Raw genomic sequence first — 14,772 nt, forward strand, 5'->3', positions numbered from 1 at the left:
TGCCCCCGGTGTTCGTAACCGTACCTTCATCCCACGGACGCACCACCGCCGAACCACCGCATGGACGCCAAATTCTCCCCCCGGGTCCGGGACGTCATCACCTTCAGCCGCGAGGAGGCCCTCCGGCTCGGGCACAACTACATCGGCATCGAGCACATCCTGCTCGGCCTCATCCGCGAGGGCGAGGGCAACGCCGTGAAGATCCTCCACCACCTGGACGTGGACCTGGAGGAGCTCCGCCGTTCGGTGGAGGGCAGCATGGAGCCCGCCAGCGCGATGCGCCCGCCGGACAAGGACAAGATCACCCTGATCAAGCAGGCCGAGAAGATGCTGAAGATCACCTTCCTGGAGGCCAAGCTGTTCAAGAGCCCGCACATCGACACCGAGCACCTGCTGCTCAGCATCCTGAAGGACGAGGACAACCTGGCCACCCGCACCCTGCACAAGTTCAACGTGGATTACGAGAGCGTGAAGAACGAAGTGGACGCCATCCTCGCCGGGGGTGGCCCCGCCCCCACGGCCGGCACCGCCAAAGGACCGAAGGCCCAGGGCCCGCAGAGCGCGGACGACGACGACGAGGAGAGCGGCGGCGGATACTCCGGCGGCCAGCGCAAGCCCTCCGACAGCAAGAGCAAGACGCCGGTGCTGGACAACTTCGGCCGCGACCTGACCAAGCTGGCCGAGGACGGCAAGCTGGACCCCATCGTGGGCCGCGAGAAGGAGATCGAGCGCGTGAGCCAGGTGCTGAGCCGACGCAAGAAGAACAACCCCGTGCTGATCGGCGAGCCCGGCGTGGGCAAAAGCGCCATCGCCGAAGGCCTGGCCCTGCGCATCATCCAGCGCAAGGTGAGCCGCGTGCTCTTCGGCAAACGCATCGTGGCCCTCGACATCGCCAGCCTGGTGGCCGGCACCAAGTACCGCGGCCAGTTCGAGGAGCGCATGAAGGCGGTGATGAACGAGCTGGAGAACAGCCCGGACGTGATCCTCTTCATCGACGAGATCCACACCATCGTGGGCGCCGGCGGTGCCAGCGGAAGCCTCGACGCCAGCAACATGTTCAAGCCCGCCCTGGCGCGCGGCGAGATCCAGTGCATCGGCGCCACCACCCTCGACGAGTACCGCCAGTACATCGAGAAGGACGGGGCCCTGGAGCGCCGCTTCCAAAAGGTGCTGGTGGAGCCCACGAGCGTGGACGAGACCATCCAGATCCTCAACAACATCAAGGAGAAGTACGAGGATCACCACAACGTGAACTACACGCCGGAGGCCATCGAGGCCTGCGTGAAGCTCACCAACCGGTACATCACCGACCGGCACCTGCCGGACAAGGCCATCGACGCGCTGGACGAGGCGGGCAGCCGGGTGCACATCAGCAACATCGTGGTGCCCAAGAACATCCTGGATGTGGAGGGCAAGATCGAGGAGGTGAAGGAGGAGAAGAACAAGGTGGTGCGCAGCCAGCGCTACGAGGAGGCCGCCAAGCTGCGGGACCGCGAGCGGCAGTTGCAGGAGGAGCTGGAGCGCGCCAAGAAGCAGTGGGAGGAGGAGAGCCGCACCCACCGCACCACCGTGAACGAGGAGAACGTGGCCGAGGTGGTGGCCATGATGAGCGGCATCCCCGTGACGCGGATCGCCGAGAAGGAGAGCGGCAAGCTGCGCCGCATGAAGGAGGAGATGCAGGGCAAGGTGATCGGCCAGGACGAGGCGGTGGGCAAGGTGGTGAAGGCCATCCAGCGCAACCGTGCCGGCCTGAAGGACCCCAACCGCCCCATCGGCTCGTTCATCTTCCTGGGCCCCACGGGCGTGGGCAAGACGCAGCTGGCCAAGGAGCTCGCCCGCTACCTCTTCGACACCGAGGAGGCGCTGGTGCGGATCGACATGAGCGAGTACATGGAGAAGTTCTCCGTGAGCCGCCTGATCGGCGCGCCGCCGGGCTATGTGGGCTACGAGGAGGGCGGCCAGCTCACCGAGAAGGTGCGCCGCCGGCCCTACGCCATCATCCTGCTCGACGAGATCGAGAAGGCGCACCCCGACGTGTTCAACCTGCTGCTGCAGGCGCTCGATGACGGCAAGATGACCGACAGCCTCGGCCGCCACATCGACTTCAAGAACACGATCATCATCATGACCTCAAACATCGGGGCGCGCGACCTGGCCGACTACGGCAAGGGCGTGGGCTTCGGCACCACGGCGCGCAGCGAGGCGCAGGAGGAGACCAACCGCGGCATCATCGAGAAGGCGCTCAAGAAGGCCTTCGCCCCGGAGTTCCTCAACCGCATCGACGACATCATCATGTTCAACTCGCTGAAGCGGGAGGACATCCACAAGATCATCGACATCGAGCTGGGGCACCTGTACAAGCGCATCGGCGAGCTGGGCTACGAACTGAAGCTCACCGACGAGGCCAAGGACTTCCTGGTGGAGAAGGGCTACGACGAGAAGTTCGGTGCCCGTCCGCTGAAGCGGGCCATCCAGAAGTTCATCGAGGACCCCATGGCCGAGGAGATCATCAACCAGGCCATCGAGGAGGGCGACAAGATCGTCGTGGGCCTCAACAAGGAGAAGACCGACGTGGCCATCAAGGTCACCAAGGGCAAGAAGAAGATCGGCAAGGCCGAAGGCGGCGAGCCCAAGGAGCTGCCCCCGGCGCCGGGCGAATAAGGGTTCTCATTCTTCATGCAGAACGGCCCGCGACGAGCGGGCCGTTCTACGTGGGGCGCTACCACTCCCCCCGGTCCGCGCTTTTCCTGAACCGCGTGCTGAAGCCCAGCCCCACCGTGAGGTAGCTGTACGGCGGGCCTTCCGCCTGCACCGTGCGACCGGGCGGGCATTCTCCTGCTCTCCGTCCTTCCGATGGTTCGTCCCTATGACCTATGTGGTGTGCAGGACCGACACCACCTGGCCGGTCGACGGACTGATCAGAACACAAGCACGCGCTCAGCCCGACCAACCGTGTAGATCACGTACACTCCCAATGGCAACGAGGCAACATTGAGCCGCACCATACGTCCTGTCTCGGCGGCTACCAAACGCCCGGTAGCGTCGAAAAGACCCACCGGGCCCGCATCGTTGGACCAAACGGTAATGACCCCCCCGGCACGGTCATACTGGATGGTACTACCTGTAGCAGCCCCATCTGGTAGCACGGTGGTGAAGTCACCAACGCAAGCGCAATTCACATCGATCGCATCGTTGAAAGTGAGCGCGTTGCCGTCGTCGCAGGGAGTTCCAATTGTGCCGAACACGGAGGGGCAGTCATCGTTCGCATTTGCTACGTGACCATATGGTTGCGCGCATGCCAAGCTGTCGACGCCACCGTCGCCGAGCCCATCGCCATCTCCATCGGCATACCAAAGAGCGAGGGCGCCAAGGGTGATATCGCCGCCGTTATCAATACCGATCACAACCGGGTCGCTGCTCACCACGCGAATACGATAACTCGAGCCAACGGGCACCCCTGGAGGTATCGAGCAGGCTATGCTGCCACTGCTCGTTCCGTTCAGACTTCCGATGTCGACCGGTGAACTAAAGCCCCCAGTATCATCGCTCAATTGAGCAGTGAACGTATTATTGATGCCGTAGGTCCCTGACGCCGTGAAGGAGACGGTCAGCGATCCACCCCCACAGAAAACGGAACCACAGACCAAGCTTGTGGTAACAGGGGCCGACTCAAACCGTTGAGCGAATAGATGGCCGCTCACATAGGCCACGATTGGCCTTCCTTGCGAATCCACCTTGAGAGCGTGACAGTTATCTCCAGTAATCGATACCGTGAAGCCTACCGGCCCGACCGTGCTCCAACTGGTGCCATCCCAGCGCACAACAGTGACCCTACTTTGGTCATCAACGTCCACATAAGCCACAATAGGGTTGTCATCACTATCTAAATCCAACATAGGGCGCCAATGCCATCCTGGTGATATCCCTGGGTTTCCCACGGAACTCCACGCATTACCGTCCCAACGCATAACGGTGGTACTTCCATTGGCGCCATCCGAGCATGCCACGATCGGATTACCGAGAGAATCGAGCGCCATGCTAACGTCCTGGGTAGATGCCGGTGAAAAGCCGGGAGGGCCGACCGTACTCCAGGTGTTGCCGTTCCAGCGTATCACCGTAGCCTTGTAAGCGTTGGCCCAATCACAGTAGGCCACGACCGGATGGCCGCTCGCGTCCAACTTGAGGCTTGGGGATAGGACTACGCCAGCAGAGATCCCTGCCGGGCCGACGGTGCTCCAGTTGTTGCCGTTCCAGCGCATCACCGTGATCTTGCCGCCAGTGGCATCATCACGGTAGGCCACGACCGGAGCACCGCTCGCCTCCAGGGCCAAGCTGAGTTGAGTGATAGCCCCCCCTGAGAATCCCGGAGGGCCAATGGTGCTCCATTGGCTCCCATTCCAGCGCATCACTGTGCACTTCTGGCCATTGGCAAAGTCCCGGTAGGCCACTACAGGAGATCCGCTGGAGTCCAGGGTCAAGCTCAGTTCAGTGGCCCCCCCCGCCGAGAACCCCGAGGGGCCGACCGTGTTCCAATGGCTGCCATCCCAGCGCACCACCGTACTCTTCCACCCGTTATTGATATCCATATAGGCCACGACAGGGTTGTCGCTGGTATCCAAGGCCAAACTGATGAAATCTGCGCCAATTTCGGAGACTCCAGGTATACCCACCGTGATCCAGCTACCACCGTCCCAGCGGCTAACACAGGCCTTGGGGGACCGAAAAGCCACAACAGGGTTTCCACTTGCGTCCAAGGCCAGGCTTTGACCAACGGCCGTCACCGAAACACCAGCCGGCTGGCCTATTGAATACCAAACACCACCGTCGCAGCGCATGACACTGGTCCTTCCTTGGATCCCATCATCGGAAAATGCCAATATCGGGTTATCGCTGGCATCTATGGCCAGACTTAGGTAGGCTGCCGTTCCCACCGAAATGGCGGTAGTGCCCACGGTGCTCCAACTGCTTCCGTTCCATCGTTTCACCTGGGCGCCACCACCGCCGTTGAAATCCCGATAGGCTACTACAGGGTTGCCGCCAGCGTCCAGGGCCAGGCTGTGGAAACTCGAGGTCCATGATATGTGCTGGGAACCCACCGTGCTCCAACTGTTCCCGTCCCACCGCATAACCGTGGTCTTGTTCGCGTCAGACCCATCAGGATAGGCTACGACTGGATAGCCGCTAGCGTCCAAGGCCAAGCTCAGGTAATTGGCACTTCCGGGAGATATCCCAGGCTGACCCACTGCATTCCATGAAACACCGTCCCAGCGCATCACAGTGACTTTACCGCCGATCGGCGTATCGGCGTAAGCGACCACGGGGTTTCCGTTGGCATCCACGGCCAGAGTCGGTTCACCGAGGGTTCCCGTGGAAAATCCAGGCGGGCCTACCGTGCTCCAACTGATGCCATCCCAGCGTGTGACGGTGGCCCTGTATCCATTGTTAGAGTCCCGAAAAGCGACCAGAATGTTACCACTGGGATCGATCGCCAGGCAAGGGAACGATCCAGAGGCGAAACCTGGCGTGCCCACCGTGTTCCAATCGCATCCATCCCAACGCACAACGGTGATACCACCGTTTGCCGCCGACTCGTAGACCATCACTGGGTTACCTGTGGCGTCCAGTTGCATCGAACGTTCGGTAGAATTGATTTCTTCGGAGGAAGGCCAGACGTGATCAACCGGCCCGATCGGGGTCCATAACTGAGATGCCAATGGAGTCCCTGTTATGGCGAAGAAGGCGAGTAGGAACAGAAAGGGTGTGCAGGACAGAGGCTTGTCCCTGGGACGAGGTTTCAATTGGTGCTCCAAATTAGAAACGCTTTGTGCAACATGAATGCTTGGGGTGTTGGCAAAGCGATGCCAACGCACATGTGGAACACGGTCGCTTTCGCGGCTTCACTAACCATCACGCCGAATGAGCTGGCGACAAGATCGTCGTGGGCCTCAACAAGGAGAAGACGGACGTGGCCATCAAGGTCACCAAGGGCAAGAAGAAGATCGGCAAGGCCGAAGGCGGCGAACCCAAGGAGCTGCCCCCGGCGCCGGGCGAATAAGGGTTCTCATCCTCCATGCAGAACGGCCCGCGACGAGCGGGCTGTTCTACGTGGGGCGCTACCACTCCCCCCGGTCCGCGCTTTTCCTGAACCGCGTGCTGAAGCCCAGCCCCACCGTGAGGAACCCGAAGGGCGGGCCTTCGGACTGCACCGTGCGGCCGGGGAAGCTCTCCAGACCGAACTTGTCGGGGCTCAAGGTCTGGGCATCCTGCTCATAGCCCACCTGCACGCCGAAGGCCAGGTTGTCCGTGGCGTGCAGGTAGAAGGTGAACTGGCCGCCCCAGTGCAGGCCCGAGGCCTTCACGGTGCGCCGCTCCCCCACCCCGCTGCTGGTGTAGTGGTAATCGGAGACCCCGGCCTTGCCCGCGAGTTCGATGAAGGTGCGCCCGCCGGTGTACTTCTCCCATTGCAGCTTGCCGAACCAGGTGGCCCGCACGATCTCGCCGCTGATGTTCTGCGGGGAGAAGGAGCGCTCCTCCAGACCGAACCAGGTGGCCCGGCCACCCACGCCCACGCCCAGCCCCTTCCAGAACGGGTATTGGGCGCAGAGGTCGAAGCCGCCCACGCTCTCGGTGAGGTCGTTGAAGAGCGGGATCCCGACGGGCACGGGCAGCACGAGGGTGCCTTTCAGCGTGAAGGACGGCTCGGGCAGGGGCTGGCGCTTCTGCGCGTCGACGCGGAGGGCCAGCAGGGCGGCCGCGGCCAGGGGCAGGAGGCGAAGCGTGCGGATCATGCCTGGGCGAGCCGGAACCGGCGGATGGTGCGTTGGCTGTCCGAGGCCATCTGCAGGTGGTAGATGCCGTCGGCGCGGGCATCGAGCGCCAGTTCCACCGCCTGCTCTCCGGCGTGGAGGGGCTGGTCCGGCCAGCGGTGCAGTTCACGGTGGGCCTCGTCGAGCAGGGTCCACGACAGCGAGCGGGCCTGGGGCATGCGCACCCGCACCAACAGCCGCGCGGGATGGTAGGCCACCTGCAGGCCGAGCAGCTCGGCATGCCCGGCCACGGGCAGATCGTGCCGCATCACCCGGTCGCGGAAACGCCGGAACAGCACCAGCACCAGCAGGATGCTGAGCGTGATGGTGAGGGCGATCCGCAGGTTCTCCATGGCCCCGGTTCAGAGCACGATGAGGCCGTCGATGGCGGACGCGCGGTCGTACCGGTCCACCACATCCTCGGCGCTCATCATCACCTCGGTGACGGTGAGGCTGAGGTAGCGGCCGCCGGTGGAGTACTTGCGGAGCATCTCGGCCTCGGGCGGGAAGAGCGCGGTGACGGCGGCCAGCCGCTGGTCGTCGGGCTCGAAGATGAACTTGTACATGTACACCGAGGGCCACTCGTACACCTGGTCCAGCCGTTGCCGGAGCCGCTCTTTCACCTCTTCGCTCAGCATGCGCGTACCTTGCAAAGGTAGCCCCGGCCCGGCGATCGAACCGATCGGCACGTGGCGTGTACAGGGCTTCGGAACCCATGCGTGCCCTTCTCCTTCTCGCGCTGCTGGCCGTGTGCGGTCGGTCCTTCGGCCAGGCCGCGCCCAGCCTGCCCGCCCCGGCCAACAACCTGCAGGGGCCCTGGAACGAGCGCGACCTGCTGCGCAACAGCAACGCGTGGAACACTGCGGTGAACGCCCATCCGGACGACGCCGCGGCCCGCTACCAGTGGTACAGCAACGAACGCCAGGCCGCGCTGGCCCGTGGCAACGGCCGCATCACCTCCGCCGACGCCGCGCGCCTGGAGGAGGCGGCGCACGACCTGGAGCGCATCGCGCCGGGCAGCGTGAACGCCCACCTGGCCACCTACTACCAGCACTTCCCGGAAGCCACGGCCTTTTCATCGCTGGACGCCGCGCTGGCACTGGACCGCAATGCGGCGGACCTGGTGGTGCCGCGGATGACGCTGGCGCTCCGGCAGGGTGATCAGGCAGGCTTGAAGCAGGCCGCCATGGAACTGCACGACCGCGGGCTGGTGGCCAGGGGCCTTCAACTGATGGCGGAGGACCTGCTGGCCTCGGTGGACCGGGGAGGCGTGCTGCTGCTGGGCGGTGAACTAGACACCTACCCCGCCATCGCCGCCCAGCAGCGCGATGGCCGGCGCACCGATGTGCTGGTGGTGGACGCACGCCTGCTGGCGGACGCCGCGTACCGCGAGCGCGTCTGGCGCGAGGCAGGCGCGACGGGTACACCACCGGGTACCGCACAGGGCGTGGTGACCGCCCTGCCGCAGGCCACCGCAAGGCCGGTCCATCTGGGGCTGAGCCTGCCGGGCGAATTGCTGGCCCCGTGGCACGACCGGTCGGCGCTCACCGGCCTCACCCTGCGGGCCGGGGGCAACGGCGAACCCATCGCCGAGCTGGCCACCCGCTGGCAGCGCATGCACCGCACCGCCGAGGCGGGCCCGCTCTCCTGGAACTACCTGGTGGCCGGCAGCGTGCTGCTGCGCCACTACCGCGCCGTGAACGACGAAGCGGGCATGGCCCGCACCGAGCAGGAACTGCGCCGGCTGGCCGACCGCATCGGCGCCACCAACGAACTGTACCGCCTCGGCGTGCTGCCGCATTGACCATGGGATCCCTGTTCGGCACCGACCGGCGGAACGCCAGCGACGAGCGCCTCATGGAGCTCGTGGTGCGCGGGGACGAACGCGCGTTCGCCGAGCTGTACGACCGCTACCACGGGCGCGTGCTGAACTACTTCCACCGCATGCTGTGGAGCGATCGGGAACGGGCGCAGGACATGCTGCAGGACCTGTTCGCCAAGCTGGCGCAGCGGCCGGACCAGTACGATCCGTCGAGGCCCTTCCGCACCTGGCTCTTCAGCGTGGCCAACAACATGTGCAAGAACGAGTACCGCCGTGAGGAGGTGCGGCGCGCCGCCGTGCCCGAGCTGCGGCACAACGGCCGCGCGGTGCAGGAACCACAGGCCGGCGAGGCGGTGGACCGGGCGAGCTTCCGCCGGCGGCTGGACCAGGAGCTCGACAAACTGGACCCCGACCAGAAGGCCACCTTCGTGATGCGGTACGAGGAGGACCTGGCCATCAAGGAGATCGCGCTGGCCTTCGGCATTTCGGAAGGCACCGTGAAAAGCCGCCTGTTCTACACCCTGAAGAAACTGGCCGAGCGCCTCAAGGAGTTCGGCCCGATGCCCCTACCCCACCATGGACGCGCGTGAGCGATACGACCCCGAGGACCTGGAGGCGCTGTTGAGCGAACGCGCCTTCGATGAGCTGCTGGCCGAGGAGCGGGCCTTCGTGCTGCGGCATGTGGCCGACCGCGCCGAGTACGAAGCGCTGCGGGCCACCCTGGCGCAGGTGCGGGCGCACGGCCGCCCAGGGCCCCTGGTGACGGCCGATCCGGAGGTGCGCGACCGGGTGCTGGCCGCCTTCCGCGAAGCCCGTCGCCCCGCATGGCGCATCTGGCTCAACACCGTGGGCACCTGGTTGGCCCCGCCCAGCCCGGCGCAATACTGGCGGCCGGCGCTGGCCTTCGGCACCCTGGCCCTGCTGATCGCCGTGGGCGTGGCCCTGTGGATGCCCGGACCCGGGCTGGAGCAGGAAGGCCTCGCCGAACTGAAGCCGGTGGTCCTGCAGGACAAGACCACCGCTGCAGCCAAAGAGGAGAGCGCGACCGAAGCCCCACGGCCGACCGTTGGTGATCAGGCGGAGGCGGATCGGGAGACCACGGCGAACGTCGAGGTCACCGAACCTTCGCTCGCCGCGCCCCCCGCGGCCGGCCTCAGCAGTGCGGCCCTGGCCGAAGTGCCGGCCTCGGCGGATGACGCCGTCGCCCTGGAAGCGGAAATGAAAGACGCAGAGCCCAGGGAGGACCTGGCCTCCACCCGGGAAGCTGCTGCGGCACCCGCATCCACAACCCTCACCCAGCACTACGAGACCCTGAGTGACGAACAGGTCAGCGTGGCCGAGGTGACCGCCACTGGCCGATCGCGGCGGAAAGCATCCGCCTCGGATGGGGAGGCGTCAGCCTCGCTGGGAGGCAGCAACGCCGACCTGCGCAGCTTGATGCGGGCCGCCTGGTGAGCGGGCCTACTCGATGGTGAAGTGCTGCGTCAGGTCCAGGTCGCGCGCCTTAACGGTGAGCACCATGTCGCCTTTCGGGAACAGGCCCTTGTCCAGGACGCGCACGAGCTCATCGCGCAGGGCACGGCCCTCCTCCCGATAGAGCAGCCGTCCGTTGGCATCGGCGATCTGGAGCACCACGCGGCCGATGCGCCGCTCGGCGTCGAGGTGGAGCCGGATGAGGCCGGAGGCCCGGCTGCATTCCACGCGGGCCGAACCCGTGTGATCACCACCGCCGACGTGGGCGGTGAAGGAGGTCCCCAGCACCAGCGAAGCGAAGAGGATCGGACGCATGCGGCAAAGGTAGGCGGAAGGGGTGCGGGATCCAAATCCCGACCCTCAGGGTTCCCAGCGCCGCGCGAAGCCCGACTCCAGCAGGCGATGGCCGGAGGCATCGCTCACCGCGTAGGTGAAGCCGTTGTAGATGCTGAAGGCCCCGAAGGCGCCATCGGCCCGCAGGGCCAGGAAGCCGACCTGGTGGCCGTCGATGTTCCACGAACGGCGCACGATGCGGTCCACGGCCTGGCGGCAGGCCTCGGTGGGATCCACCCCCTGGCGCATGAGCTCCACCACGGTATGGCTGCCGGCGATGCGGATGACGAGCTCACCGGTGCCGGTGGCGCAGGCCGCGCCCACCTCGCCGTCCACGAAGAGGCCCGCGCCGATGATGGGGCTGTCGCCCACGCGGCCGTGCACCTTGTAGGCCACGCCGCTGGTGGTGCAGCTTCCGGCCAGCCGACCCTGGGCGTCAACGGCCAGCTGACCGATGGTATCGTGGTTCTCGATGTTCACCACGGGCTTGTAGTCGCTCTTCACGGCCCACTCCTTCCATTCGGCCTGCACGCCCGGCAGGGTGATGCGGCGTTCGGCGAAGCCGTTCTCCCGGGCCCATTGTTCCGCGCCCTCGCCCACCAGCATCACGTGCGGCGTCCGCTCCATCACCGCACGGGCAATGCGCACGGGATTGGGGAAGTGCTCCACGAAGGCGACGCTTCCCGCGCGGCCGTCGTGGTCCTGCACGCAGGCATCGAGCGTCACATGCCCATCGCGATCGGGCCGTCCGCCCTGGCCCACGCTGCGGTTGCCAAGGTCGTTCTCCACCGCGGCCACCCCTTCCACGACCGCATCCAGTGTGGAGCCCCCGTCCTCGAGCACCTGCCACGCCTTGGTGTTGGCATCGAGGCCGTGGTCCCAGGTGCTGATGATGACGGGCGAGGCGGGTGGCGCCAGCAGGTCAGCCGCTCGTGCCCATGGCACCGCGGACGCCAGGGCACCGGTGGAGCTGAGGCGCAGGAAGCGGCGGCGGTCCAAAGGCATCGGGGACAAGGTTAATGACAAAGAGGAGGTTCGAAGAACGGGTCGCGGACCAAGCATGCATGTTCAACTGCCGCGGTACGGGTCGCCCCGTCCGCCCCGGCTGAATTCCCCGACCCCTTGTTCATCAATGCTGATCCCTTGGGGGAGGTGGATCGGGAAAGACCGTTAAGTTTGAAGCGCTTAAACCACACGAACATGAAGCACCTGTACACCATCATCAACAACCTCCCGAAGCTGGCCATGGCGGCTCTGCTGGCTGCTCCGACGATGAGCAACGCCCAATGCCTCACCTGGGTGAACCCGACCGATTCCAGCGGATGGAGCGATTTCGTGACCACCTTCAACGGTGCGCCCTGCGCGACCAGCGGCGTGTGCCCCGTGAACGAGATCACCGCCTTCCAGGTGTGGGCCGATGAGGCCTATGCCATGACGAACGTGCAAGCTGGTGGCAGCTATACGTTCAGCGCGTGCAATGGCGTTGGCGGAAGCGCGTGGCCCCTGTCGTTCACGATCATCAATCCTTCGGGCACGCCCGATGCGTTCGGCCTCGACGCAGGTTCGAACTGCGCGCTGACCTGGACCGCGACCGAGACCGGGACCTACCTGATCGTGGTCTCTGAGCAAGGCGCATGCGGCACGTCCTCGAACCAGGCCGTCGACAATGGCTTTCCTTCCATCACCTGCACCGCCAGTGCAGCCACCGACTGTGCCACGATCGGCATCGAGGAGGTCGCCGCCCAAGGTCCGGTGCTGATCAGCCCGAACCCGACCACGGGTCTCTTCACCGTCACGGTGAGCGCTGAAGCTCGCCGCATCGAGGTGCTCGACCTGAACGGCCGCCTGCTCCAAGGCGTGACCACCACCCGCACCCTGGGCGGTACCTACCACATGGACCTCTCCGGCCTTGCCGCAGGGACCTACATGGTGCGTACGGACCTGGGTAACACCGTGAACACCCAGCGCATCACGCTGGTCGACTGATCGCAGGCACTTCGCGAAGGCCCGCTGTGCGCTGCACAGCGGGCCTTCTGCATTCAGGGTCCTACCTTTCCCGCCACCCTTCGCCCATGCGCGCTCCGATCCGCCCCATGGTGGTGCTCACCACCCTGTTCTTCATGTGGGGCTTCATGACGGTGATGAACGATGTGCTGGTGCCGCACCTGAAGGCGGTGTTCACCCTCACCTACGCGCAGAGCCTGCTGGTGCAGTTCAGCTTCTTCGGGGCCTACTTCCTGGGCTCGCTGGCGTACTACGCCGTTTCGCGCAGCAGCGGCGACCCCATCGCGCGGCTGGGCTACAAGCGCGCCGTGGTGGCCGGCCTGGTGGTGAGCGCCGCGGGCAGCCTGCTGTTCGTGCCGGCCACCTACCTGGACACCTACGGCATGTACCTGCTGGCCTTGTTCGTGCTGGGCCTGGGCTTCACCCTGCTGCAGATCGCCGCCAACCCCTTCGTGGCCATCATCGGCGCGCCCGAAGGGGCCAGCAGCCGGTTGAACCTGGCGCAGGCCTTCAACTCGCTCGGCACCACCCTGGCGCCGCTGATCGGTGGCACGCTCATCTTCGAGCTGTTCCGGGGCGATGCCGCCGTGCGGTGGCCCTACGCCGCGTTCGGCGCGCTGTTGCTGCTGCAAGCCCTGTGGGTGCGGCTGACGCCCCTGCCGGAACCCGGCGGGGAGGCGAGCTTCTCCGGCGATGCCCTTCAGCACCGGCCGCTGCGCTGGGGCATGCTGGCCATCTTCTGTTACGTGGGCGCCGAGGTGGCCGTGGGCAGCCTCATCATCAACCTGCTGAAGCTGGACAGCGTGCTCGGGCTTCCGGAGACCGACGGCAAGAACTTCCTGGGCCTCTATTGGGGCGGCGCCATGGTGGGCCGCTTCCTGGGCGCGGTGGCGCTGTCCGGCCGCATGAGCGTGCGGCGCCGCCAGCTCCTGCTTCCGGCCCTGGCGCTGGTGATGTTCGCGTTGCTGTGGGGCATCAACCGGCTCTCCGGCGCCCTTGCGGTGGAGCACCTGTGGCCCATGCTGGTGCTGATCCTGGCCAACATGGTCGTGTTCATGGTCGCCGGCCGGCGGCCCGGGCAGGTGCTGGGCTTCTTCGCCGCCGCCGCCCTGGCGCTGTGCCTGGCGGTGATGGCCACGGGCGGAGCATGGACCTTGTGGGCCGTGGTGGCCATCGGCCTGTTCAACTCCATCCAGTGGAGCAACATCTTCACCCTGGCCATCGACGGACTGGGGCCGGCCACCGGGCAGGGCAGCAGCCTGCTGGTGATGATGATCGTGGGCGGAGCTCTGGTGCCCCCGCTCCAGGGCCTCTTCATCGACCTGTTCCAAGGCAGCGATGACGCCGACGTGGGCTTCCACCTGAGCTTCCTGCTGCCAGCACTGTGCTACGGGTTCCTGGTCTGGTACGGCTTCCGAGGCTCGCAGCGGGCATGATCGCGGGCATCGACATCGGGGGTACGAGCACCAAGCTGGGCCTGGTGGCGGGCGACCGCATCGTGGCGCGCACGCGCATTCCCACGGAGGGCCATGCCGATCCCGATGCCTTCGCCGATGCGCTGGCTGAGGCGGTTCGGCGCCTGGCCGGAGCGACCGCGCTCACCGGCGTGGGCATCGGTGCCCCCAACGGGAACCAGCACAGCGGCACCATCGTGCAGGCGCCCAACCTGCCCTGGCGCACGGATGTGCCGCTGGCGGCGATGCTGCAGGAACGGCTGGGCGTACCGTGCACCCTGGGCAACGACGCCAACGCGGCCGCCCTGGGCGAATGGCGCTGCGGCGCCGGGCGGGGCATCGACGACCTGCTGGTGGTGACCCTCGGCACCGGCCTGGGCAGCGGGCTGATCGTGGACGGACGCCTGTTGCTGGGCCCGCACGGCAACGCCGGCGAGCTGGGCCACACCATCGTGGTGATCGACGGTCGCGCCTGCACCTGCGGGCGCAGCGGCTGCCTGGAGGCGTACGTGAGCATCCGTGGGATGCGCGAGACCTTCCGTGAGCTCGGCGGCGATGCGGCCGTGCTGCGGAACGAGGGCGTGCTGCCCATCGCCGAGGCGGCGCGGGCCGGGGTGGACGAGGCGGTGCAGACCTTCCGCAGCACGGCCCGCTGGTTGTCCGTGGGCCTCAGCAATGCCGTGGCGCTGACCACGCCCCGGCGCATCGTGCTCTTCGGCGGCATCGCCCGCAACGGTGACCTGCTCCTGGGCCCGCTGCGCGAACGGTTCGCGCACGACCTGCTCTCCATCCACCACGGCCAGGTGGACCTGGTGCTCAGCGCGCTGCCCGAGGATGATGCGGGGATCCTGGGGGCGGCGGCGTTGGTTTCCTTTTGACC

At 66.1% G+C, this 14,772-nt stretch carries 13 protein-coding genes; 7 read left to right on the top strand and 6 right to left on the bottom strand.

Annotated elements, in window-relative coordinates; all coding sequences use genetic code 11:
* The first annotated feature begins 60 nt into the window (after positions 1-60).
* The gene (locus IPM49_02740) at positions 61-2,661 is read left to right on the top strand and encodes an ATP-dependent Clp protease ATP-binding subunit (protein ID MBK9273443.1); all 2,601 of its coding nucleotides are present in this window, start codon (positions 61-63) and stop codon (positions 2,659-2,661) included.
* 257 nt (positions 2,662-2,918) lie between these two features.
* On the opposite strand, the gene IPM49_02745 is transcribed toward IPM49_02740, so the two are convergent.
* The 4 genes from IPM49_02745 to IPM49_02760 form a co-directional block, all read right to left on the bottom strand.
* Entirely contained in the window at positions 2,919-5,630 is a 2,712-nt protein-coding gene (locus IPM49_02745; protein ID MBK9273444.1) for a hypothetical protein, read from the bottom strand.
* Between the two features lie 483 nt (positions 5,631-6,113).
* A complete protein-coding gene (locus tag IPM49_02750; GenBank protein ID MBK9273445.1) occupies positions 6,114-6,788 on the bottom strand; it encodes a hypothetical protein in 675 nt (224 codons plus the stop codon).
* Positions 6,785-7,159: a hypothetical protein gene (locus tag IPM49_02755; GenBank protein MBK9273446.1), complete on the bottom strand. Its 375-nt coding sequence runs from the start codon at positions 7,157-7,159 to the stop codon at positions 6,785-6,787. Before IPM49_02755 ends, IPM49_02750 begins: the two co-directional genes overlap by 4 nt.
* Positions 7,160-7,168: 9 nt before the next feature.
* Positions 7,169-7,444, bottom strand: coding sequence for a DUF493 family protein (locus IPM49_02760; protein MBK9273447.1), 276 nt, complete (start codon positions 7,442-7,444; stop codon positions 7,169-7,171).
* A 77-nt stretch (positions 7,445-7,521) separates the two neighbouring features.
* Here IPM49_02760 and IPM49_02765 point away from each other — a divergent pair, with 77 nt between their 5' ends.
* Genes IPM49_02765 through IPM49_02775 form a run of 3 tightly spaced genes read left to right on the top strand, consistent with a single transcriptional unit; the run spans position 7,522 to position 10,083 of the window.
* Positions 7,522-8,610 carry a hypothetical protein gene (locus IPM49_02765; protein ID MBK9273448.1) on the top strand — a complete coding sequence of 363 codons (1,089 nt, stop codon included), beginning with the start codon at positions 7,522-7,524 and terminating at the stop codon, positions 8,608-8,610.
* A gap of 2 nt (positions 8,611-8,612) precedes the next feature.
* Positions 8,613-9,218 (top strand): RNA polymerase sigma factor, encoded by a 606-nt coding sequence (locus tag IPM49_02770; GenBank protein MBK9273449.1) that lies wholly within the window; start codon positions 8,613-8,615, stop codon positions 9,216-9,218.
* A complete protein-coding gene (locus IPM49_02775) occupies positions 9,205-10,083 on the top strand; it encodes a hypothetical protein (GenBank protein ID MBK9273450.1) in 879 nt (292 codons plus the stop codon). Before IPM49_02770 ends, IPM49_02775 begins: the two co-directional genes overlap by 14 nt.
* 6 nt (positions 10,084-10,089) lie before the next feature.
* Here the strand turns inward: IPM49_02775 and IPM49_02780 are convergent, their stop codons facing one another.
* Together IPM49_02780 and IPM49_02785 are read right to left on the bottom strand one after the other, a co-directional pair.
* A complete protein-coding gene (locus IPM49_02780) occupies positions 10,090-10,416 on the bottom strand; it encodes a hypothetical protein (GenBank protein ID MBK9273451.1) in 327 nt (108 codons plus the stop codon).
* Between the two features lie 45 nt (positions 10,417-10,461).
* The gene (locus tag IPM49_02785; protein ID MBK9273452.1) at positions 10,462-11,439 is read right to left on the bottom strand and encodes a N(4)-(beta-N-acetylglucosaminyl)-L-asparaginase; all 978 of its coding nucleotides are present in this window, start codon (positions 11,437-11,439) and stop codon (positions 10,462-10,464) included.
* Positions 11,440-11,634: 195 nt separating this feature from the next.
* On the opposite strand from IPM49_02785, the gene IPM49_02790 reads away from it, so the two are divergent.
* The 3 genes from IPM49_02790 to IPM49_02800 all read left to right on the top strand — a co-directional run bounded on the left by IPM49_02790 (position 11,635) and on the right by IPM49_02800 (position 14,770).
* Complete coding sequence (locus IPM49_02790; protein ID MBK9273453.1) at positions 11,635-12,420, top strand: T9SS type A sorting domain-containing protein; 786 nt, start codon at positions 11,635-11,637, stop codon at positions 12,418-12,420.
* An 86-nt stretch (positions 12,421-12,506) separates the two neighbouring features.
* Positions 12,507-13,874, top strand: a complete 1,368-nt coding sequence (locus IPM49_02795; GenBank protein MBK9273454.1) for a sugar MFS transporter — start codon at positions 12,507-12,509, stop codon at positions 13,872-13,874.
* Complete coding sequence (locus tag IPM49_02800; protein ID MBK9273455.1) at positions 13,871-14,770, top strand: ROK family protein; 900 nt, start codon at positions 13,871-13,873, stop codon at positions 14,768-14,770. The genes IPM49_02795 and IPM49_02800 overlap by 4 nt, the downstream gene beginning before the upstream one ends.
* The last annotated feature ends 2 nt before the right edge of the window (positions 14,771-14,772 follow it).

The organism is Flavobacteriales bacterium (assembly GCA_016715895.1).
Lineage (GTDB): Bacteria > Bacteroidota > Bacteroidia > Flavobacteriales_F > PHOS-HE28 > PHOS-HE28.

Bases quoted from the DNA above. Each gene is read 5' to 3' on its own strand.
- IPM49_02790 (MBK9273453.1), top strand. From the start codon at position 11,635: ATGAAGCACCTGTACACCATCATCAACAACCTCCCGAAGCTGGCCATG.
- IPM49_02770 (MBK9273449.1), top strand. From the start codon at position 8,613: ATGGGATCCCTGTTCGGCACCGACCGGCGGAACGCCAGCGACGAGCGC.
- IPM49_02780 (MBK9273451.1), bottom strand. From the start codon at position 10,416: ATGCGTCCGATCCTCTTCGCTTCGCTGGTGCTGGGGACCTCCTTCACC.
- IPM49_02745 (MBK9273444.1), bottom strand. From the start codon at position 5,630: ATGCAACTGGACGCCACAGGTAACCCAGTGATGGTCTACGAGTCGGCG.
- IPM49_02785 (MBK9273452.1), bottom strand. From the start codon at position 11,439: ATGCCTTTGGACCGCCGCCGCTTCCTGCGCCTCAGCTCCACCGGTGCC.
- IPM49_02750 (MBK9273445.1), bottom strand. From the start codon at position 6,788: ATGATCCGCACGCTTCGCCTCCTGCCCCTGGCCGCGGCCGCCCTGCTG.
- IPM49_02765 (MBK9273448.1), top strand. From the start codon at position 7,522: ATGCGTGCCCTTCTCCTTCTCGCGCTGCTGGCCGTGTGCGGTCGGTCC.
- IPM49_02775 (MBK9273450.1), top strand. From the start codon at position 9,205: ATGGACGCGCGTGAGCGATACGACCCCGAGGACCTGGAGGCGCTGTTG.
- IPM49_02800 (MBK9273455.1), top strand. From the start codon at position 13,871: ATGATCGCGGGCATCGACATCGGGGGTACGAGCACCAAGCTGGGCCTG.
- IPM49_02795 (MBK9273454.1), top strand. From the start codon at position 12,507: ATGCGCGCTCCGATCCGCCCCATGGTGGTGCTCACCACCCTGTTCTTC.
- IPM49_02755 (MBK9273446.1), bottom strand. From the start codon at position 7,159: ATGGAGAACCTGCGGATCGCCCTCACCATCACGCTCAGCATCCTGCTG.
- IPM49_02740 (MBK9273443.1), top strand. From the start codon at position 61: ATGGACGCCAAATTCTCCCCCCGGGTCCGGGACGTCATCACCTTCAGC.
- IPM49_02760 (MBK9273447.1), bottom strand. From the start codon at position 7,444: ATGCTGAGCGAAGAGGTGAAAGAGCGGCTCCGGCAACGGCTGGACCAG.